The organism is Pannonibacter anstelovis (assembly GCF_036881715.1).
Classification (GTDB): Bacteria; Pseudomonadota; Alphaproteobacteria; order Rhizobiales; family Stappiaceae; genus Pannonibacter; species Pannonibacter anstelovis.
On sequence record NZ_JBAKBF010000001.1, the window covers coordinates 525,067 to 546,988 of the forward strand.

The 21,922-nt window shown below is 62.4% G+C and carries 17 protein-coding genes; all 17 read right to left on the bottom strand.

Going from position 1 to position 21,922, the window contains the following annotated elements; translation table 11 throughout:
* Nucleotides 1-110 precede the first annotated feature (110 nt).
* A complete protein-coding gene (gene dnaE, locus V6L75_RS02350) occupies nucleotides 111-3,554 on the bottom strand; it encodes a DNA polymerase III subunit alpha (protein ID WP_334249915.1) in 3,444 nt (1,147 codons plus the stop codon).
* 579 nt (nucleotides 3,555-4,133) lie between these two features.
* Nucleotides 4,134-4,814, bottom strand: a complete 681-nt coding sequence (locus tag V6L75_RS02355) for an ABC transporter ATP-binding protein (RefSeq protein WP_334250013.1) — start codon at nucleotides 4,812-4,814, stop codon at nucleotides 4,134-4,136.
* A gap of 56 nt (nucleotides 4,815-4,870) precedes the next feature.
* Complete coding sequence (locus V6L75_RS02360; RefSeq protein ID WP_334250014.1) at nucleotides 4,871-6,094, bottom strand: lipoprotein-releasing ABC transporter permease subunit; 1,224 nt, start codon at nucleotides 6,092-6,094, stop codon at nucleotides 4,871-4,873.
* 237 nt (nucleotides 6,095-6,331) lie between these two features.
* A complete protein-coding gene (gene proS, locus V6L75_RS02365) occupies nucleotides 6,332-7,660 on the bottom strand; it encodes a proline--tRNA ligase (protein ID WP_334249916.1) in 1,329 nt (442 codons plus the stop codon).
* Nucleotides 7,661-8,564: 904 nt separating this feature from the next.
* Nucleotides 8,565-8,825 (bottom strand): DUF1467 family protein, encoded by a 261-nt coding sequence (locus tag V6L75_RS02370; protein ID WP_334249917.1) that lies wholly within the window; start codon nucleotides 8,823-8,825, stop codon nucleotides 8,565-8,567.
* 10 nt (nucleotides 8,826-8,835) lie between these two features.
* The gene (gene mce / locus V6L75_RS02375; RefSeq protein WP_058900795.1) at nucleotides 8,836-9,240 is read right to left on the bottom strand and encodes a methylmalonyl-CoA epimerase; all 405 of its coding nucleotides are present in this window, start codon (nucleotides 9,238-9,240) and stop codon (nucleotides 8,836-8,838) included.
* Between the two features lie 94 nt (nucleotides 9,241-9,334).
* Complete coding sequence (locus V6L75_RS02380) at nucleotides 9,335-11,002, bottom strand: ribonuclease J (protein WP_334249918.1); 1,668 nt, start codon at nucleotides 11,000-11,002, stop codon at nucleotides 9,335-9,337.
* A 47-nt stretch (nucleotides 11,003-11,049) separates the two neighbouring features.
* Entirely contained in the window at nucleotides 11,050-11,814 is a 765-nt protein-coding gene (locus tag V6L75_RS02385; RefSeq protein WP_334249919.1) for a biotin--[acetyl-CoA-carboxylase] ligase, read from the bottom strand.
* Between the two features lie 17 nt (nucleotides 11,815-11,831).
* On the bottom strand, nucleotides 11,832-13,274 hold the full coding sequence (gene nuoN / locus V6L75_RS02390; RefSeq protein ID WP_334249920.1) for an NADH-quinone oxidoreductase subunit NuoN: 1,443 nt from the start codon (nucleotides 13,272-13,274) through the stop codon (nucleotides 11,832-11,834).
* A gap of 26 nt (nucleotides 13,275-13,300) precedes the next feature.
* Nucleotides 13,301-14,836 carry an NADH-quinone oxidoreductase subunit M gene (locus tag V6L75_RS02395; protein ID WP_334249921.1) on the bottom strand — a complete coding sequence of 512 codons (1,536 nt, stop codon included), beginning with the start codon at nucleotides 14,834-14,836 and terminating at the stop codon, nucleotides 13,301-13,303.
* Nucleotides 14,836-16,863, bottom strand: coding sequence for an NADH-quinone oxidoreductase subunit L (nuoL, locus tag V6L75_RS02400; protein ID WP_334250015.1), 2,028 nt, complete (start codon nucleotides 16,861-16,863; stop codon nucleotides 14,836-14,838). The genes V6L75_RS02395 and nuoL overlap by 1 nt, the downstream gene beginning before the upstream one ends.
* Before the next feature lie 10 nt (nucleotides 16,864-16,873).
* The gene (gene nuoK, locus V6L75_RS02405) at nucleotides 16,874-17,182 is read right to left on the bottom strand and encodes an NADH-quinone oxidoreductase subunit NuoK (protein WP_019964668.1); all 309 of its coding nucleotides are present in this window, start codon (nucleotides 17,180-17,182) and stop codon (nucleotides 16,874-16,876) included.
* A gap of 90 nt (nucleotides 17,183-17,272) precedes the next feature.
* Entirely contained in the window at nucleotides 17,273-17,887 is a 615-nt protein-coding gene (locus tag V6L75_RS02410) for an NADH-quinone oxidoreductase subunit J (protein ID WP_334249922.1), read from the bottom strand.
* Nucleotides 17,888-18,016: 129 nt separating this feature from the next.
* A complete protein-coding gene (gene nuoI, locus V6L75_RS02415) occupies nucleotides 18,017-18,505 on the bottom strand; it encodes an NADH-quinone oxidoreductase subunit NuoI (RefSeq protein ID WP_019964670.1) in 489 nt (162 codons plus the stop codon).
* Nucleotides 18,506-18,533: 28 nt separating this feature from the next.
* Nucleotides 18,534-18,764, bottom strand: a complete 231-nt coding sequence (locus V6L75_RS02420; protein ID WP_019964671.1) for a hypothetical protein — start codon at nucleotides 18,762-18,764, stop codon at nucleotides 18,534-18,536.
* Nucleotides 18,765-18,768: 4 nt separating this feature from the next.
* Nucleotides 18,769-19,818 (bottom strand): NADH-quinone oxidoreductase subunit NuoH, encoded by a 1,050-nt coding sequence (gene nuoH, locus V6L75_RS02425; RefSeq protein WP_334249923.1) that lies wholly within the window; start codon nucleotides 19,816-19,818, stop codon nucleotides 18,769-18,771.
* Nucleotides 19,819-19,834: 16 nt separating this feature from the next.
* Entirely contained in the window at nucleotides 19,835-21,904 is a 2,070-nt protein-coding gene (gene nuoG / locus V6L75_RS02430) for an NADH-quinone oxidoreductase subunit NuoG (protein WP_334249924.1), read from the bottom strand.
* Nucleotides 21,905-21,922 lie beyond the last annotated feature (18 nt).

The following is a 21,922-nucleotide window of genomic DNA, read 5'->3' on the forward strand; positions in this document are numbered from 1 at the left end:
AAAGCCTTCCCCCGTGTGTGGAATGGGCGCCTTATATGCGCGCATCCGCGCCATGACAAGCGCAAATGACAGGTTTTCACAGCCTCGCCCGCCCTTTTGGCAGCGGCAGATCAGGCGAGTTGCACGTCCGTGACGCCCGGCACGGCCTTCAGCGCACCGGCGATTTCCGGCGACAGACGGTAGCGGCCCGGAAGACGGACTTCCACCTCGCGCTTGCCCTCGTCCAGCAGCACGACCACGTTCACCTCCCCCTCGCCCTTGACGCCAAGATGGCGTGACAGGCTCTTGAGCGGGCGCGGGTCGCGCAGGAAGACGCGCAGGCTCTTCTGCACGCGGGCTGCCATCACCTCCACCGGGTCCACCTGCTCGATGCGGATCGACGGCTCGTCGTCACGCATGTCAGCGTTGACCAGCACCACCATGGACTTGCCAACTTCCAGCACGTCGCGGAACTGGGCGAGCTTCTCGGAAAAGAGCAGCGCCTCGAACTGGCCGGTGGGATCGGAGAAGCGCACGATGCCCATGCGGTTGCCGGACTTGGTCTTGCGCTCCTGCTTGGAGATCACGGTTCCGGCAAGGCGCCCCGCCGACGCACCGCGCTTCACGGCCTCGGAGAATTGCGCCCACATTTGCACCCGCATGCGCTCCAGCAGCGGGGCATATTCATCGAGCGGGTGAGACGACAGATAAAAGCCGATGGCCGCATGTTCGCGCTGCAGCCGCTCGGCCGGAAGCCAGCCGCTCACCTCCGGCAGCTGTAACTCCTCCTCCGCCCCTGCCCCACCAAACATGTCGTTCTGGCCGAGTGTTGCGTTGGATTCGGTGCGCTGCGCCAGTCCCATGATGCGGTCCAGCCCCTCGAACACGCGGGCACGGTTCGGCTCGATACAGTCAAATGCACCTGCATTGACAAGGCTTTCCAGCGTTCTCTTGTTAAGGAACTTCGGCGAGATCCGGCTGGCGAAATCGCCAAGACTGCGGAATGGCTTATCCCCGCGCACATCGACGATATGCTGCACCGCCTGCTCGCCCACGCCCTTGATGGCGCCCATGGCATAGACGATACGGCCCTCATCCACGTCGAAATGCACCATGGACCGGTTGATCGAAGGTGGCATCACTTCGATCCGCATCCGCCGGGCTTCCTGGCGGAAGTCACCCAGCTTGTCCGTGTTGCCCAGGTCAAGCGTCATGGACGCGGCCATGAACTCCACCGGGTGGTTCGCCTTGAGCCAGGCCGTATGATAGGAGACGAGCGCATAGGCGGCAGCATGCGACTTGTTGAAGCCGTAGTTGGCGAACTTGGCCACGAGGTCGAAGATCGTGCCGGCCTGATCCTTGTCGACGCCGCGCTCAACCGCTCCATCAACGAAACGGGCGCGCTGCACCTCCATCTCGGCGGCGATCTTCTTGCCCATGGCGCGGCGCAGAAGGTCAGCTTCTCCGAGCGAGTAGCCGGAGAGCACCTGCGCGATCTGCATCACCTGCTCCTGATAGACGATGATGCCGTTCGTCTCTTTCAGGATCGGTTCCAGCAGCGGATGCAGGTAATCTGGCTCCAGCTCGCCATGCTTGACCGAGTTATAGACCGGGATGTTCTCCATCGGGCCCGGGCGGTAGAGGGCCACCAGCGCAATGATGTCCTCGAACCGGTCCGGCTTCATGCCTGCAATGGCGCGGCGCATGCCCTGGCTTTCCAGCTGGAACACGCCCACTGTCTCACCGGCTGCCAGAAGACGGTAGGTCTTCTCGTCATCCAGCGGCACTTCCTCGATCTTGATCTGGACGCCCTTGCGCGCAATCAGCTTCACCGCCGTATCGATGACGGTCAGGGTCTTGAGGCCGAGGAAGTCGAACTTCACCAGTCCGGCCTCTTCCACCATCTTCATGTTGAACTGCGCCACCGGCATGTCGGAGCGCGGATCGCGGTAGAGCGGTACAAGCTGTTCCAGCGGGCGGTCGCCAATCACCACACCGGCGGCGTGGGTGGAGGCATGGCGGTACAGCCCTTCCAGCTTCTGCGCCATCTCCAGAAGGCGCTCGACCACCTCTTCCTCGCGCGCCGCCTCACGCAGGCGCGGCTCCTCAGCGATGGCCTGCGCCAGCGTTACAGGGTTCGCCGGGTTGGCAGGCACCAGCTTGCAGAGCCTGTCCACCTGGCCATAGGGCATCTGCAGCACGCGGCCCACGTCACGCAGTACGGCCCGGGCCTGCAACGATCCGAAGGTGATGATCTGCGCCACCTGGCTGCGGCCATATTTCTCCTGCACATAGCGGATCACTTCTTCACGCCGGTTCTGGCAGAAGTCGATGTCGAAGTCTGGCATCGACACACGTTCCGGGTTGAGGAAGCGCTCGAACAGCAGCGAGAAGCGCATGGGGTCGAGGTCGGTGATGGTTAGCGCCCAGGCGACAAGCGAGCCTGCGCCCGAACCACGGCCCGGCCCCACCGGAATGTCATGCGCCTTGGCCCATTTGATGAAGTCGGCCACGATGAGGAAGTAGCCGGGGAACTTCATCCGCTCGATGATCGACAGCTCGAATTCGAGCCGGTCCCAGTAGTCCTTTTCCGTCAGCCCATCGGCAAGGCCGTGGACGCGCAGGCGCTCGGCAAGGCCTTCACGGGACTGGCGCTTCAGCTCGGCCGACTCAGCCTGCTCGGCTTCTTCCGGATCCGCGTCAGCGCCTGCGAAGCGCGGCAGGATAGGATTGCGCTTCAGCGGCCGGTAATGGCAGCGCAGTGCAATCTCGACGGTGTTCTCAACGGCTTCCGGAATATCCGCAAAAAGCTCGATCATTTCCTGGCGGGACTTGAAATAGTGCTCCGGCGTCAGGCGGCGGCGGTCCTCGTCGGAAATCACCCGGCCTTCGGAAATGGCAATCAGCGCGTCATGGGCCTCATAGTCCTCGCGCTTGGGGAAGAAGGCCTCGTTGGTGGCGACCAGCGGCAGGCCCATGTCATAGGCCAGATCGATGAAACCGGCCTCCGTGCGCCGCTCGTCCGCCATGCCATGGCGCTGCAGCTCGACATAGCAGCGGCCGTCGAAGCATTTTGCCAGCCGGGAAAGCCGCGCCTGCGCCAGCGTGCGGTTGCCGGTCAGCAGCGCCTTGCCGATGGGGCCTCTCGCGCCGCCGGTCAGGAGAATGATCCCTTCCGCATGCGATTCGAGATAGGCCTGCGGCACATGCGGCAGCTGCCCGGTGGGCGTGTCGAGGAAGGCGCGGCTCGTCAGCTCCATCAGGTTGCCGTAGCCGCGCTCGCTCATGGCAAGCAGAACGACATCAAACAGCGCCGGATCGCTCCGGCGGTCATCCCCGCCGTCCTCATCAAAGGCGACGGAGAGCTGACAGCCGATGATGGGCTGAATGCCCGAACCCCAGGCCTTGCCGGCGAACTCCTGCGCACCGAACAGGTTGCCCGTGTCGGTGATCGCCAGAGCAGGCTGCGCGTCGGCCTTGGCAAGGTCGAGCAGCTTCTTGATCGGCAGCGCGCCTTCCAGCAGCGACAGGGCCGAATGAACGCGCAGGTGAACGTAACCGGGATTTGCAGACATGGGACTTCACTTTCAGGCGGCCGGAAACCGGCCCGCCGGCAGCCGGCACCCACAAGCGCCAGCCCTTGAAACTGTATCCCCTACCATGGACGCTCCGCCCTAGCCCTGTCGAGACCTGCGGGCTGCAGGAAGCGGCAAATGCACCATGGCAGCGCCTGTTTTCTTTGGATGACCGCAGACGGCCGCGGCCATACCTTTCTCTCCGGCTCAATGCCGGAGCTGCATCAGCCAGCATCAGATGGCAGGATCAGTGCACCGCGAACAGAACCTCGCCCCAGACGGCGATAGTGGCAACAAAAATGACCAGCGAACCGAAGGCTGCGACGTCTCTTGCGAAAAAGGTCATGGATACCTCCTCTTGGATCAAGTCATCTGAGCTGGAAGCTCAATATGTATCCATTTTGTTCTCTTCTCGTTCACCTTTCAAGACCAAAAAAGCCCGCTCCGGAAGGAGCGGGCGAAAAGCATCAGCCATAGTGAACAGACTGTGAACGAAAGTCTCCGGCACGGCTTCCGGCAAAGCCTGTTGACAGCACCCCGGAACAGCGGTCAGCGCATGAACTGCCCCGGAGGAAGGCGTCAGAAATCTACCACCTTGCCGTCGCGCAGGGTGATCACCCGGTCCATGCGCCCGGCCAGCTCCATGTTGTGGGTGGCGAAGAGAGCGGCCACGCCGGAGGCACGGACCAGCGCATAGAGCGCATCGAACACATAGGCCGCCGTTTCCGGGTCGAGATTGCCGGTCGGCTCGTCCAGCAGCAGCAGGCGCGGCGCATTGGCAACCGCACGGGCGATAGCGACACGCTGCTGCTCACCACCGGAAAGCTCCGAGGGGTGATGGCTGCCGCGCTCGCCAAGGCGCATGTAGTCGAGCAGCTGCGCCGCCCGCTCCGCTGCGACCTTCTTCGGCAGCGTGCGGATCATCTGCGGCATCATCACGTTCTCCAGCGCCGTAAATTCGGGCAGGAGATGGTGGAACTGGTAGACGAAGCCAATGTCATTGCGCCGGATCGCCGTGCGCTCATCGTCGCTCATGGCGCTGCAGGCCTTGCCGCCCACATAGACCTCGCCCTCATCGGGGCGCTCCAGCAGCCCGGCCAGATGCAGCAATGTGGACTTACCGGTGCCGGAGGGGGCGACAAGCGCAACCATCTGGCCACCGTCCAGCGTCAGGTCGGCCCCTTTCAGGATTTCAAGCTTGCGGTCGGCTTCGTGGAACACACGGGAGACACCGGAAAGGCGGAGCGCCGGAACGGACATGGGCGGGCTCTTGGCTGGACTTGCGGAGGGTGCGGAGGCAGTGCCGGTCGTGCTGCTCATTCGTAACGCAGCGCCTCCACAGGGTCGAGCCGCGCTGCCCGCCAGGCGGGATAAAGCGTTGCCAGCAGCGACAGCACCAGCGCCATGATGAGGATCATGATGGTCTCGCCCGTATCCATTTCTGCCGGCATCTTCGACAGGAAATAGAGCGTCGGATCAAACAGCTGGGTCTGGGTCAGCCAGGAAATCCCCTGCCGGATGCTCTCGATGTTGAGGCATACGAGCAGACCCAGCAGGAAGCCGGAGACGGTGCCGACCACGCCGATGCTGGCCCCCGTGATGACGAAGATGCGCAGGATCGAGCCGCGCGTCGCGCCCATGGTGCGCAGGATGGCAATATCCTTGCCCTTGTCCTTCACCAGCATGGTGAGGCCGGAAATGATGTTGAGCGCGGCCACGACGACAATCAGCGTCAGGATCAGGAACATCACGTTCCGCTCCACCTCCAGCGCCGAGAAGAAGGTGATGTTGCGCTGGCGCCAGTCGGTGACGAAGGCAGGCCTCCCTGCCCCGTCCTCGACGGCTGCACGCATGGAGCCGACGCTGTCTGGATCGGTCACATAGACTTCAACACCCGTCGCCTTGTCATCCATGTTGAAGTAGCTCTGCGCCTCCTTCAGCGGCATGAAGACGATGGTGCTGTCATACTCCGACATGCCGATCTCGAAGATCGCCGTGATCGGGTAGGACTTGCGCCGCGGCGTCACGCCCATGGGTGTGACCGTACCGCGAGGGGAAATGATGGACAGCGTATCGCCGATGGTGAGGCCCAGCTGCGCTGCGAGCCGTGTGCCGATCGCAACGCCGCCGCCCGTGTCAAAGCCCTCCAGCGTACCCATGCGAATGTTGCTGGCAACCAGCGGCAGGCGCTTCAGGTCCTGCTCATAAAGGCCGCGCACCAGCGCGCCGAGGCTGTTGGCGGGCCCGGTGACCAGCGCCTGGCCTTCCACGAAAGGCACGGCCGCAACCACGCCCTCCACCCCCTGCAGACGTGAAGCGACGGCATCGAAATCCGTCAGCGGCTGATCGATGGGCTGCACCAGCATGTGGCCATTGATACCAAGGATCTTGGACAGAAGCTCGGAGCGGAAGCCGTTCATCACGGCCATGACGATCACCAGCGTGGCAACGCCAAGGGTGATTCCGGCAAAGGAAAAGCCGGCGATGACGGAAATGAAGGAATCACGCCGCCGCGAGCGCAGATAGCGCCCGGCCAGCATCCACTCGAAAGGAGCAAAGGCCTTGCCCGGCGCACGGGAATCCTGCGCTGCCTTGGTGTTCTTGCCCTTGCCGGAAACGTCCTTGGGTCCGCTCATGCTCTGCCTTGCGTCCGGAGCCGCTGGCCCTAAGGCCACAAGCGGCAGATCGGTGGTCACTGCGGATAGTACAAGACCGGGCGGAGGAAATCCTGTGCGCCCGGTCCCTTATCCCCCAGATGCGGGAGCCGGAAAGCTGGCTCAGACAGCCAGTGCTTCCCGGACCTTGTTGAAGGCCGCGTCGATTGTCAGTGTTTCGCGGGCTCCCGTGGCCCGCTCCTTCACCTCGATGACACCATCCTTGAGGCCGCGCGGCCCAGCGATGAGCTGGAACGGCAGACCGATCAGATCCATGGTGGCGAACTTGGCACCGGCGCGGGTGTCAACATCATCATACAGGACTTCGATCCCGGCATTTTCAAGACGCTGGTAGAGTGCCTCACAGGCTGCATCCGTGTCCGCGTCGCCCGGCTTCAGGTTGACAAGACCCACATGGAACGGCGCGACGGAAGCAGGCCAGATGATGCCTTCCTCGTCGTGGCTCGCCTCGATCAGCGCACCCATCAGGCGCGACACACCGACACCGTAGGAGCCCATGTGCACCGGCACTTCCGTGCCTTCCTTGGTCATGACTTTTGCGCCCATGGCTTCGGAATACTTGGTGCCGAAATAGAAGATGTGACCCACTTCGATGCCTCGGGCGGACACCTGCGCATCAGCAGGCAGCGCGCCAAAGGCTGCTTCGTCATGCATCTCTTCCGTTGCCGCATAAGGCGTCGTCCACTGGTCGACCAGCGGCGTGAGATCAGAGGCAAAGTCGGTATCGGCGGCGGGAGCGGGCATGTCCAGCAGGCTCTTGTCGCAGAACACAGCGCTTTCACCTGTCGATGCCAGGATGATGAACTCGTGGCTCATGTCGCCGCCGATCGGACCGGTGTCAGCACGCATCGGAATGGCTTTCAGGCCCATGCGGGCGAAGGTGCGCAGATAGGCCACGAACATGCGGTTATAGGCGTGGCGCGCAGATTCCTTGTCGATGTCGAAGGAATAGGCATCCTTCATCAGGAACTCACGGCCGCGCATGATGCCGAAGCGCGGGCGCACTTCGTCGCGGAACTTCCACTGGATGTGGTAGAGGTTCAGCGGCAGATCCTTGTAGGAGCGCACATAGCCGCGGAAGATGTCGGTGATCATCTCCTCGTTGGTCGGGCCGAACAGCATTTCACGCTCGTGGCGGTCCTCGATGCGCAGCATCTCCTTGCCATAGGCGTCATAGCGGCCGCTTTCGCGCCACAGGTCGGCCGACTGGATCGTCGGCATCAGGAGCTGGATGGCGCCAGCGCGATTCTGCTCTTCCTCGACGATCTTCTCAATCTTGCGCAGCACGCGGAAACCAAGTGGCAGCCAGGAATAGATGCCTGCGGACTGCTGGCGGATCATGCCGGCGCGCAACATCAGGCGGTGCGAAACGATTTCCGCTTCCTTGGGGGTTTCCTTCAGGATCGGCAGAAAAAAGCGGGACAGGCGCATGGTCTCTCTCTGGTCTTGCTTGGCCCGCAAGCCGGGCCCATATGCGGGACGGCCTGAGAGAAACCGCAGGTGCGGCAAAAACTCAAGCCCCTTGCCACCAAATGCGCGGTTATCCGCCGTTTCCCGCACTCCGGCGGCCTGACGGCAGCCATTTTCCGAAGCCGGCAAACCGCATCAGAAAGCGGCATGCAAAAAGTTTGTGCTTATGCGCTCAAAATAGTGACAAGTTTGTGTCGATGCGCTAGTTTCCACTTTCATAAGAACAGGACGTTGAATTTCAACGTTCGGAGCCACTGAAAAGAGGCATCGCGGTCTGAGTCTTGGGAGGAAGATCCCCCAGGCGCACCTTCGGGTTCGCAGCCGGCACCAGAAGCTTAAAAGAGCACTGGTGTAAAACGGGGGAGTTTAGACGCGGAACTTAAAGAGGCAGGACGCAAGTCCTGCTTTTTTTTCGTCCGGATTTTGGCGGGGTTTCTGGATGTGAGCAGCTGCGGCTTTTTTGCTCCCGCATACAAAAACTCGCACGGCGTCATGACTGATCATCGCAAAGCCCGGCACAAACAGAAGACGCCAAACACCTGCAACTTCTCGAGCAGGGACCCCGCACACAGCCAAACAAAACCCCGCTCCGTCATGGCATGACGAATACGGAAGAGTCGGTACACTATATCCGCCGCCATCTCGATCGACGAGGCAGGAATAGTCTTCCGGACCAAACAAGACAGAACCAGGCGGTTCAGCCTGCTCCCACTCCAACCACACGACGCATAGCCGCACCGCATAATTGACTTAGCGGCAGCCACTTCAAGCGGGATATCATCCTGCTTCACAAGAAGTTCAGGACTCCATTCCAAGGGATTCCAGACGCTGCGTCAGATTTCGCATCCCGGCATGACAAGCGTCCTCACCGCGGCCCCGGCAGCGGAATGTCGTCCAGCGTGAGGCCGGACTGGCGCAGCCAGATAAAGCCGGCGAAGACAATGGTCGTCACCACCGTGTTCCACATGGCCACCCGCCACATACGGTGGCGCGCCGGGGCGCTTTCCACCGAGCCGGGGACGACCTTGCCCTCCTCCTCCTGCGTGCGCACACCGAAGGGCAGCGCGGCGAAGAGGAGGATCCACCACATCATGAAATAGACAGCCAGGCCGTAGGCAATCGACATTGCAGATCCTTCAGGCTTGTTCGAGTTCGGTCAGGGTGCCGAGAAAATCCTTCGGGTGGAGGAACAGCACCGGTTTGCCATGGGCGCCGATCTTCGGCTCGCCATCGCCGAGCACGCGCGCACCTCTGGCCAGAAGCTGGTCACGCGCGGCCAGAATGTCATCCACCTCGTAGCAGACATGATGAATGCCGCCGGATGGGTTCTTCTCAAGGAACTTCAGGATGGGAGAGTTTTCGCCGAGCGGCTCCAGCAGCTCGATCTTGGTGTTGGGCAGGTTGATGAAAACCGTCGACACCCCATGGTCCGGCTGCGGCACCTTGGCGGAGACATCAGCCCCCAGCGTGTCGCGGTAGACGGCGGCGGCCGCGTCAATGTCGCTGACGGCAATGGCCACGTGGTTCAGTCGTCCGATCATCTTTCCTCCTTCGCCCGGCGGGCCTGTTGTCACATGGCCCGCCACGCGCCAGCGCGTGCCTGCGGCCCCTCTCCCAAGGGGCCGTACCGGGCCATCATACCCGGGAGACAAGCACCTTGCAGAGCGTCTTCTTGCCCCATACGTCGTTGACGCTGGAGCGCACGGAACGGCGTACCGCCTCGCTCACCAGATCAGGGTCCTTGCGGCGGGCCTTCGGAATGCTGCCGAAAGCACCATGCACGGCCTTGATGACGATCTCCTCCATCTCGTCGCCTTCATCATCCACTTCCGGGATGCCGAAAAGCGCAACGGCGGGATCATCCATAAGATCGCCGGTCTTGTTGATCACCAGAGACACCACCAGAGCCCCGGCAAAGGCCAGCTTGCGCCGCTCCTTCACGCCGGTCTCCTCCGGGTCGCCCATGATCCTGCCATCCACCACCGTGATGCCGAAAGGTGCCTCGTCAATGACCTCGGCACGCCCCGGCGCCAGGCGGATGATGTCGCCGTTTCCGGCCACGACCACCGACTTGATCTTCTGCGAGCGGGCAAACTCGCCATGAGCTGCAAGATGGAACGGTTCGCCGTGGACGGGAACCACCACCTTTGGCTGAAGCAGCTTGTAAAGCTCAGCCAGTTCCCCCTGCCGGGGATGGCCAGACACATGCACGAGCCCGTCCCGGTCCGTCACGATCTCGACGCCGGACTTGGCCAGATTGTTGACGATGGCGCCCACTTCCTTCTCATTGCCCGGAATGGTACGGGCGGAGAAGATCACCACATCGCCCTTCGAAAGGGCAATGTTGCGGTGCTCGCCCGCAGCGATACGGGCCAGGGCGGCGCGGACTTCGCCCTGCGAGCCGGTGCAAAGCAGCACCGTCTTCTCGCGCGGCAGGAAGCCGTAACTGTCCTCGTCAAGGAACGGCGGCAGATCATCGAGATAACCAAGCTCCCCGGCAACCTCGATCACCCGGCGCATGGAGCGGCCGACGACGACAAGGTTGCGGTCCGAAGCGGCAGCGGCTTCCGCAATGGCGCGAATGCGGGCGACGTTGGACGAGAAGGTGGTCACGGCGACGCGATGCTTCGCCCGCTTCATGATCTTGGTCAGTTCACCGGCCACATCACCCTCGGAGGGGCTGAAGCCTTCCCGGTAGGCGTTGGTGCTGTCGCACACGAGGGCTGTCACCCCTTCCCGGCCAAGCTCGGCCAACCGGTCAAGGTCGATCGGCTTGCCGATGCCGGGCGTGCGGTCGATCTTCCAGTCGCCCGTATGGACCACCATGCCCTCCGGAAAGCGCAGCGCCAGGGCGCAGGGCTCTGGGATGGAGTGGGACATGGCGATGAACTCGACATCGAAGGCGCCGATCTTCAGCCGGTCGCCCTGCTTCACAAGCGTGACAGGAACCTCTTCGGCACCCGGCTCGCTCTCGATCTTTGCTTCCAGCAGACCAGCGGTGAAGGCAGTGGCATAGACCGGTACCCGCAGATAGGGCCACAGGTGCATGATGCCGCCGTAGTGATCTTCATGCGCATGGGTGATCACCATGCCGGCAATGCGGTTGCGTTCGCTTTCCAGAAAGCGGATGTCCGGCAGCACCAAATCGATGCCCGGCAGGTCGGGGCCTGCAAAAGTGACGCCGCAATCCACGATCAGCCACGTACGGTCGCCGTCCGGGCCATAGCCATAGAGGCCCAGGTTCATTCCGATTTCGCCAACGCCGCCAAGCGGCAGGAAGACGATTTCGTTGGCATCCGCCATACGGTGTGCTCCTTGCATGTTCATGTCCGCCCGTCTCAGCGGTGCGGTCAACCATTGGTTCCGAAGAAAACATCTCCGGCCGAAATTGTCTTCTTGCTGCCGTTGTCAAGCACCAGCACCATCTGCCCGCGCGTATCGATTTCGGCAAATCGGCCTTCTATCAGCTCTTCCCCCATGCGCACGGCAATCTTCTCGCCCAGCCGCAACGCCCGCTTCATCCAGGCGTCCCGCACTGGATCAAAACCATCGCGCTGCCAGTGGCCGAGCCAGAGGGCGAACTGTTCCGCAAGCCGCTCGAACATCACTTGCGCCGAAACGCGGAAGCCAAGCGCGGTCAGATCCGTCGTGGCATAAGCCTCGATCTGCGGATGGGCGGCCACGTTGACGCCGAAGCCGCAGACGACCCCGGTGCGGCCGCCGCTCAGTGCCTGCGCCTCCAGCAGGATACCGGACAGCTTGCCGCCATCCACCAGAAGGTCGTTCGGCCACTTCAGCCGTGCAAGGCCGATGGAGCCGACCGCCCGGTCCACCGCCTCGGCCAGCGCAACGGCGGCCACCATGGGCAGCTCGCCCAGCCGGTCACGCGGGCCCGGATCGATCAGCAGCACCGAGGCAAAGAGGTTGCCCTTTGGCGACACCCAGGCCCGGCCGCGCCGGCCGCGTCCCCCGGTCTGCACATCTGCCAGCACCCACAGGCCGCCCGTCTCACCTGCCCGGCCCAGTTCCATGGCACGGGTGTTGGTCGACTCCAGCGCGGAGTGCCTTTCAAAACGGAAGCCCGGTGCGCAAGGCACCGGGCCAAATTCTTGCAATGTCCCGCTCATAAGGCTCAGAACAGGCTCTTGGCCGCCGCCGTGGCGATCGGAATGAAGTTGGACGCACCGGCGAAGAAGAACAGCACGCCGATGCTGGACAGACCCAGCACGACCCGCAGTTCCACCGGCATCGGCTCGAACTTCTCGGCCGGCTCATCAAAGAACATCACCTTGATGATCCGCAGGTAGTAGTAGGCACCCACCACCGAAGCGACGACACCGATGATTGCCAGCGGATAGAGCCCCGCCTCGACAGCGGCCGAGAACACGTACCACTTGGCGAAGAACCCGATGAAGGGCGGCAGGCCGGCCAGCGACCACATGATGCAGGCCAGCAGGATGGCCATCGGCAGGTTGGACTTCCACAGACCGGACAGCTCGCTGATCTCTTCCACCATGCCCGACTTGCGGCGCATGGAAAGGATGCATGCGAAGGCGCCGAGGGTCATGACCAGATAGGCGGTCATGTAGACGATGACACCCATCACACCCTGCTCCGTGCCGGAAGCAAGGCCAACGAGCGCATAGCCCATGTGGCCGATGGAAGAATAAGCCATCAGGCGCTTGATGTTGGTCTGGCCGATAGCAGCAAAGGCACCCAGCACCATGGAAGCGATGGAGACAAAGACCACAACCTGCTGCCAGTCATGGGCAACCGGCTGGAACACGTCGATGACGACGCGAACCAGAAGGCCCATGGCCGCAACCTTCGGGGCAGCCGCAAAGAAGGCGGTCACCGGCGTCGGCGCGCCTTCATAGACATCAGGCGTCCACATGTGGAACGGCACGGCTGAAATCTTGAAGGCAAGACCTGCAAGCATGAAGACGAGGCCGAAGACGAGACCGATGGACGCCCCCTCCTTCGTCAGCACGGCTGCAATCTCCGGGAAGCCGACATGGCCGGTGAAGCCATAGACCAGCGAGATGCCGTAAAGCAGCATGCCCGAGGACAGGGCACCCAGCACGAAGTACTTGAGGCCAGCTTCCGTGGAGCGCACGGAGTCCCGGTTAATCGCGGCGACCACGTAGAGCGCAAGGCTCTGCAGTTCGAGGCCGAGGTAGAGGGCGATCATGTCATTGGCCGAGAGCATCAGCATCATGCCGACGGTGGCCAGCAGGATAAGCACCGGATACTCGAACCGGTCAAAGGACTGGCTCTTTGCATAGGCCCATGACATGGCGATGGCGAAGAACGAGCCGATCAGCACCAGCTGCTTCATGTAGAAGGCAAAGCCGTCCAGAATGAAGGCACCGTGGAAGGTCGTCCCGAGCTGTGCCCCGTAGGGCAGCACGAAGAGCGCTGCCGCCGCGACGAGGCCCATGGCCATACCATTGACGAGGAAGCTGATCTTCTTGCCGCCAAAGGCGCCAATCATCAGCAGCACGAGGGCACCCGCAGAGAGGAAGATCTCCGGCAGTACGGGCAGAAGGTCGGGCAATTGAGTGGTTTCAGACATTGCGCGCGTCTTTCGTCCAGTCGGGATCAGTGGCTGGCATGGGCAGCAGCGGGAACATGTGCCTGCTGCGCCGGACCAGCCGCCTCAATGGCTGCGTTGTAATTGGTGATCAGGGCCTCGACCGAAGCCGTCGTCACATCCAGTATCGGCGACGGATAGAAGCCGAAGAAGATGGTCAGAACGACGAGCGGCACCAGAAGCACCTTCTCGCGAAGGTCGAGATCGAGGATCGACTTCAGGCTCTCCTTGTCCAGCGCGCCGAAGACGACGCGGCGGTAGAGGTAGAGGGCATAGGCGGCCGAGAGGATCACGCCGGTGGTCGCGAAGAAGGCAACCCAGGTGTTGGCTTCGAAGGCCCCCATCAGCGTCAGGATTTCACCGACGAAACCGCTGGTGCCCGGCAGGCCGACGTTGGCCATGGTCAGGATCAGGAAGATCACCGCATAGACCGGCATCCGGTTGACGAGGCCGCCATAGGCCGAAATCTCGCGGGTGTGCATCCGGTCATAGATCACGCCGACGCAGAGGAAGAGCGCGCCGGAGACGATACCATGCGACAGCATCTGGAAGATCGCGCCCTGCAGGCCCTGCATGTTCATCGCGAAGATGCCCATGGTGACGTAGCCCATGTGGGCGACGGACGAATAGGCGATCAGCTTCTTGATGTCTTCCTGCGCCAGCGCCACCAGCGAGGTGTAGATGATGGCGACGACGGAGAGGGTGAACACAAGCGGCGCGAACATTTCGCTCGCCAGCGGGAACATCGGCAGCGAGAAGCGCAGGAAACCGTAGCCGCCCATCTTCAGCAGCACGCCCGCCAGGATCACGGAACCGGCCGTCGGCGCTTCCACGTGGGCGTCCGGCAGCCAGGTGTGCACCGGCCACATCGGCATCTTCACCGCGAAGCTGGCGAAGAAGGCAAGCCATAGCCATGTCTGCGCATTCTCCGCGAAGGGATGGCGCATCAGGGCTGCAATGTCGGTGGTGCCGGCCGTCCAGTACATGGACATGATGGCCACCAGCATCAGCACGGAGCCGAGGAGCGTGTAGAGGAAGAACTTGTAGCTCGCATAGACACGGCGCTTGCCCCCCCACACGCCGATGATGAGGAACATCGGCAGCAGGCTCGCCTCGAAGAAGACGTAGAAGAGCACGAGATCCAGCGCGCAGAACACGCCGATCATCATCGTTTCCAGAATGAGGAACGCGATCATGTACTCCTTCACGCGCTTCTGAACGCTCTCCCAGGAGGCGAGGATGCAGAAGGGCATGAGGAACGTCGTCAGGATGACAAAGAGCATCGAGATGCCATCGACGCCCATGCGGTAGCCGATGTTGCCGCCCAGCCATTCCGAGCTTTCGACAAGCTGGAAGCCCGGGTTGGCATAGTCGAAGGCGCCCCAGATGAACAGCGACAGGATGAAGGTGAAGATGGTGGTGACCAGCGCAACCATGCGGATGTTGCGCTTTGCCCCGTCATCATCTCCCGGCACCAGGAGAATGGCCAGCACACCTGCCAGCGGCAGGAATGTGGTCAGTGTCAGGATCGGCCAATCGATCATCAGTGCGCTCCCCCGCCGGTCGAAACGCCGGTGAACATCGACCAGGTGACGAGCGCCGCCACACCGATCAGCATCGCAAAAGCATAGTGGTAGAGATACCCGGTCTGCAGGCGCACGACCCAGGAGGTGACATTCTGAACGCGGGCGGCAACGCCATCGGGACCGTAGCCATCGATGATCTTGCCATCACCCTTCTTCCAGAGCTGGCGGCCGATCCACATGGCCGGACGCACGAAGATGAAATTGTAGAGCTCGTCGAAGTACCACTTGTTCAGCAGGAACTTGTAGAGCCCCTCATGCTCGGCAGCCAGGCGCTTGGGCGTCTCGGGCGAGCGGATGTAGAAGTACCAGGCGCCCGTGAGGCCAAGCACCATCATGACGAAGGGCGAAACCTTGACCCACTTCGGCACGTCATGGATGGCGTGCAGGATGTGGTTCTCGGCGCCGGTAAACAGCGCGCCCTTCCAGAAGGCGTCGTAAGCTTCACCAGCGAACTGGCTGTAGAACACCATGCCCGCCAGAACAGCACCGATGGACAGGATGAAGAGCGGAGCCAGCATCACCATCGGCGACTCGTGGACGTGCTTCATCACATCCACCGGAGCACGCGGCTTGCCGTGGAAGGTCATGAAGGTCAGGCGCCAGGAGTAGAAGGAGGTCAGGCCAGCGGCCACAACCGTCATCCAGAAGCCGTAGAGCGCGAAGGCATTGGCATGCTCACCCGACGAAGCGGCATAAGCGGCTTCGATCACCAGATCCTTGGACAGGAAGCCGGCAAGACCAATGTGCGTGAGCGGAATGCCGACACCCGTGAGGGCGAGCGTGCCGATGAACATGGTCCAGTAGGTGAACGGGATGTGCTTGCGCAGGCCGCCCATCTTCCGCATGTCCTGCTCGTCCGACACGGCATGGATGACCGAACCGGCGCAGAGGAACAGGAGCGCCTTGAAGAAGGCATGCGTGAACAGGTGGAACACGGCAATCGAATAGGCTCCGACGCCGAGCGCCACGAACATGTAGCCGAGCTGCGAACAGGTCGAGTAGGCAATCACTCGCTTGATGTCATTCTGCACGAGACCGACCGTTGCCGCGAAGAAGGCGGTTGTGGCACCAAAGAAAGTGACAACCGTCAGCGCCGTATGGGACAGCTCGAACAGGGGCGACAGGCGGGCAACCATGAAGACGCCCGCGGTCACCATCGTGGCGGCGTGAATGAGAGCCGACACCGGGGTCGGGCCTTCCATCGCGTCCGGCAGCCAGGTGTGCAGCAGGAACTGCGCCGACTTGCCCATGGCGCCCATGAACAGCAGCAGGCAGACAACCGTCATAGCCGTATGGGCATCGAGCGGATGGCCGAGGAAGTTCAGCACGGCCGCACCGTGGTCAGCGCCCTCTGCCCCGTGGCCGCCGGCGACAGCCTGCGCATTGGCGAAAATTTCCGGCAGGTTGATGGTGCCGAACATCATGAAGACGCCAAAGATGCCGAGAGCAAAGCCGAAGTCACCGACGCGGTTGACGACGAAGGCCTTCATGGCCGCCGCATTGGCCGACGGCTTCTTGTACCAGAAGCCGATGAGCAGGTAGGACGCCACGCCCACGCCTTCCCAGCCGAAGAACATCTGCAGCAGGTTGTTCGACGTCACCAGCGACAGCATGGCGAAGGTGAAGAGCGACAGATAGGCAAAGAAGCGCGAGCGGTGCGGGTCGTGGTGCATGTAGCCGATGGAATAGACATGCACGAGAGCCGACACCGTGTTCACCACCACCAGCATCACCACGGTGAGCGTGTCGATGCGCAGCGACCAGGCGACATTGAGCGCGCCGGAAGAAATCCAGCGCAGGACCTCGACCTCGACAAGCGCCGTTTCGCCATAGCCGATGGTGAAGAAGGCAACCCAGGACAGCACGGCCGAGATGATCACCAGACCGCTGGTGATGTACTCGCTGGCCGTATGCCCGATCACACGCCCGAAGAGACCGGCAATCAGGAAGCCAATCAGGGGCAGGAAGACGATCGCTGAATACAACATCCGTCCGTTACCCCTTCATCGCATTGATGTCTTCCACGGCAATGGAGCCGCGGTTGCGGTGGAACACGACCAGAATGGCGAGGCCGATGGCAGCCTCGGCGGCCGCCACGGTCAGAACCAGCATGGTGAAAATCTGGCCCATGAGGTCGCCCAGATGTGTGGAGAAGGCGACAAAGTTGATGTTGACGGCGAGGAGCAGCAGCTCCACCGACATCAGGATGACAATCACGTTTTTCCTGTTCAGGAAGATCCCGAAGATCCCGATCGTGAACAGGATGGCCGCGACCGACAGATAGTGCGACAGACCGATTTCCATGGGCGCCTCGCAGTGCTCCCTCGTTTACCCCGATCCGGGCAGGACAGCATCAGATGCCCCTGCCCGGGTTTAATACTGCGGTTTCCCGCGTCAAATGCCCTTGCCCGGCTCGACCTTGCGGATCTCGATGGCCGAGGCCTTGTTGCGCGCAACCTGAGCCGGAACGCTCTGGCGCTTGATGCCCTCACGGTGACGCAGCGTCAGGACGATGGCCCCGATCATCGCCACCAGCAGCACAAGCCCGGCAACCTGGAAGAAGAATATGTACTTGGTGTAGAGCACCTGGCCGATGGCCTCGATGTTGGACACTTGATCCAGCGCCGGGATCGGCTGCGAGCCATGGCCCAGCAGCTCCGGTGCAATCACCCAGGCGCCAACGCCCATCAGCAGCTCAACCAGCAGGATCAGCCCGACCAGCGCACCCACCGGCATGTACTGGAGGAAGCCCTGCCGCAGCTCGACGAAGTCGACGTCCAGCATCATCACAACGAAGAGGAACAGCACCGCCACCGCGCCGACGTAGACGACGATCAGCAGCATGGCGAGATACTCGGCCCCCAGAAGGATGAACAGACCAGCCGAATTGACGAAGGCCAGAATGAGGAACAGCACCGAGTGCACCGGATTGCGCGACGAGATGACCATGAAGGCAGATGCCACGGTCACTCCGGCAAACAGATAGAAGAAAAGGGCTTTCAGGATCATGTCAGGACCTGCCTGTCTCGGGCTCTTGCCTTTGGCTCATTCTTGCGTCCCCCGCCGGCCGGCCGGTTCCGCGCATCCCCTGCCCGCCTCATGCGCCGGCCAGGGGTCTTGTTTCTTGTGCCTGCCGCCTCAGCGGTAGGGCGCATCCATTGCAATGTTACGGGCGATTTCCCGCTCCCAACGGTCGCCGTTCGCGAGCAGCTTTTCCTTGGAGTAGTAGAGCTCTTCACGCGTCTCGGTGGCGAACTCGAAGTTCGGGCCCTCGACGATGGCGTCCACCGGGCAGGCTTCCTGGCAGAAGCCGCAGTAAATGCACTTGACCATGTCAATGTCATAACGGGTGGTGCGGCGGGTGCCATCATTGCGGCGCGGGCCGGCTTCGATGGTAATTGCCTGCGCCGGGCAGATGGCTTCACACAGCTTGCAGGCGATGCAGCGCTCTTCCCCGTTGGGATAGCGCCGCAGGGCGTGCTCGCCGCGGAAACGCGGGCTCACCGGCCCCTTCTCGAAGGGGTAGTTCACAGTCGGCTTCGGCTTGAAGAAATACCGCATGGCGAGAAAGAACGCCGATACGAACTCCTTCAAGAACAGCGACTTTATGGCCTGATCAAGTCCCATCGCCAGAGCCTCTTTGCCTTCCTGCCGCTCAGCCTACAAGCTGAAACGCGGCCAGATACCCGATCACCGGAAAGAGGGTGACCGGAAGGATGAAAACCAGTTTGCGCAGGACTGGCTCGAACCGCACGGCCCATCCGCCGCCCTTGCGCTTGTTCTTTTCGACCATCGCCGACAGCAGCCCGTTCAGGATGCCGTAGTCGAGCCAGCCGATGTACAACCCTATGGCTGCGCCAATCAACCCGGCGACGGAAATATCCATGGCCTTACGGGGCCCAGCCCATCACCTGCAGAACGCCGGCGACGACCACAACCATGATCAGCGACAGCGGCAGGAAGATCTTCCAGCCCAGACGCATCAGCTGGTCGTAGCGGTAGCGCGGGACCATTGCCTTCACCATGGCGAACATGAAGAAGACGAGCAGCGACTTCAGCAGGAACCAGACGATGCCCGGCACCCAGGTGAAGGGAACCGCATCCACCGGCGGGAGCCAGCCGCCCATGAACAGGATGGTCATCATCGCGCACATCAGCGCAATCGACACATACTCGCCGAGCATGAACATCATGTACGGGGTGGAGCCATATTCCACCATGAAACCGGCGACGAGTTCCGATTCAGCTTCCGCCAGATCGAAGGGCGGGCGGTTCGTTTCGGCCAGGGCCGAAATGAAGAACACCACGAACATCGGCAGAAGCGGCAGCCAGTACCAGTTCAGGATCGACAGCCAGGGCAGACCGACCGCGGTCGCCAGACCCGTCTTCTGGGAGTTGACGATCTCGGTCAGGTTCAGCGAACCGGCACAAAGCAGGACGGTGACGATCACGAGGCCGATGGAGACTTCATAGGACACCATCTGAGCCGCAGAGCGCAGGGCCGACAGGAAGGGGTACTTCGAGTTGGACGCCCAGCCACCGATGATGACGCCGTAAACCCCCAGCGACGAGATGGCGAAGATGTAGAGAATGCCCACGTTGATGTCGGCAATCACCCAGCCATCGGCCACCGGCACCACCGCCCAGGCGCTGAGCGCCAGAAGCACGGTGAGGAGCGGCGCCAGCAGGAACAGGCCCTTGTTGGAGCCCGACGGAATGACCGGCTCCTTCAGCACGAACTTCAGAAGGTCGGCAAAGGACTGGAAAAGCCCCCAGGGGCCGACCACGTTCGGGCCACGGCGGATCTGCACGGCAGCCCAGATCTTGCGGTCGGCATAGAGGATGTAGGCGATGATCACGAGGAGCACCACCATCAGCAGCACGCTCTGGAACGCCATCCAGAGGAACGGCCAGCCGTAGGTCGTCATAAACTCCGACATCGTTGTCCCCTGCCCCTTATTCCGCAGCCGCCGCCAGGCGCGACTTGGCCAGTGCGGAACATTCCGCCATGACCTTCGACGCGCGGGCGATCGGGTTCGTCAGATAGAAGTCGCTGATCACATTGGTGAAGGCGACGGAGTTGGTCTTGCCGCCAAGGCCGGCCAGAGCCTCCACGTCAGCCGGGTTACCGGCTGCGATGGTGTCGATGGCCGCCATGTGCGGGAATGCCTCGAAGAGCTTGGCGCGCAGCTGCGCCAGGCTGTCGAACGGCAGAGCCTTGCCGAGAACAGCAGACAGGGCACGCAGGATGGCCCAGTCTTCACGCGCTTCACCCGGAGGGAAGCCGGCACGGTCGCCCAGCTGGACGCGGCCTTCAAGGTTCACGTAAAGGCCGGACTTCTCGGTGTAGGCTGCGCCCGGCAGGATGACGTCGGCGCGGTGTGCGCCCTTGTCACCATGGGTGCCCTGATAGACCACGAAGGCACCAGCCGGGATCTCGATCTCGTCGACGCCCAGCAGGAACAGCACGTCGAGGCTGTTCTCGGCCAGGATCTGGCCGGTTGACAGACCGCCCTCACCCGGCACGAAGCCGATGTCGAGCGCGCCAACCTGAGCGGCTTCCGTGTGCAGAACGCTGAAGCCGTTCCAGTCTTCCCGGACCGCGCCGCGCGACTGGGCGAGCTTGGCCGCCAGCGACAGAACCGCAGCTCCGTCCGGACGGTTGAGCGCGCCCTGACCCACGATGATGAGCGGCTTCTTCGCGCCAGCGAGGAAGGACGCATCGTCGATGAGCGATGCCAGCGTGTCGGGACCTGCACCCTTGTAGGTAACCGGATAGGTGAGATCGGCGTTCTGGCCGATCACGGAAATCTCGACATTGCCCTTGACCCAGCGCTTGCGCAACCGGGCATTGAGCACCGGAGCTTCGAGGCGCGGGTTGGTGCCGATCAAAACGATGGCATCGGCCTCGTCGATCCCGGCCACCGTGGCATTGAACAGATAGCTGGCGCGGCCATGCTTGGGATGCAGCGGCGAGCCAGGGAAGCGGCTGTCGATGTTCTTCACACCGAGGCTGTCCATCAGGCTCTTCAGCGCAAACAGCTCTTCCACGCTGGACAGCTGGCCGGCGAGCGCGCCAATCTTGTCAGCAGTGGTGGCCTTCACCTTGTCCGCGATGATCTGGAAGGCTTCGCTCCAGCTCACCGGAACCAGCTTGCCGTCCTTGCGGGCGTAGGGCCGGTCGAGCCGCTGCGTCTTCAGGCCGTCCCAGATGTAACGGGACTTGTCCGAGAGCCACTCCTCGTTCACCTCGTCATTGAGGCGCGGCATGATGCGCATCACTTCGCGGCCACGGGTGTCGACGCGGATGGCAGAGCCGAGCGCGTCCATGACGTCGATGCTCTCCGTCTTCACCAGTTCCCAGGGACGGGCATTGAACTCGTAGGGCTTGTGCGTCAGCGCGCCGACCGGGCACAGGTCAGCAACGTTGCCCTGCATTTCGGAGGACAGCGCGGCTTCCAGATAGGTGGTGATCTCTGCATCCTCGCCGCGGCCAATGAGGCCCATGTCGGCAACGCCGCACACTTCCGTGGTGAACCGGACACAGCGCGTGCAGTGAATGCAGCGGGTCATGATGGTCTTGACCAGCGGGCCGAGGTGCTTGTTCTCGACTGCGCGCTTGTTTTCGGCAAAGCGCGAGCTGTCCACACCATAGGCCATGGCCTGGTCTTGCAGGTCGCACTCGCCGCCCTGGTCACAGATCGGGCAGTCCAGCGGGTGGTTGATGAGCAGGAACTCCATCACCCCCTCGCGGGCCTTCTTGACCATCGGGCTCTTGGTCAGCACCACCGGCGGCTCGCCGTTCGGGCCGGGCCGCAGGTCACGCACGCCCATGGCGCAGGAGGCGGTCGGCTTCGGGGGCCCGCCCTTCACTTCCACAAGGCACATGCGGCAGTTGCCGGCAATCGACAGCCGGTCATGGTAGCAGAAACGCGGCACTTCCGCGCCTGCTTCCTCGCAGGCCTGCAGCAGCGTGTAATCCGCCGGGACGTCAACTTCCTTGCCGTCGATGATCAGCTTTGTCATCGCCTGTCTCCGAATTCC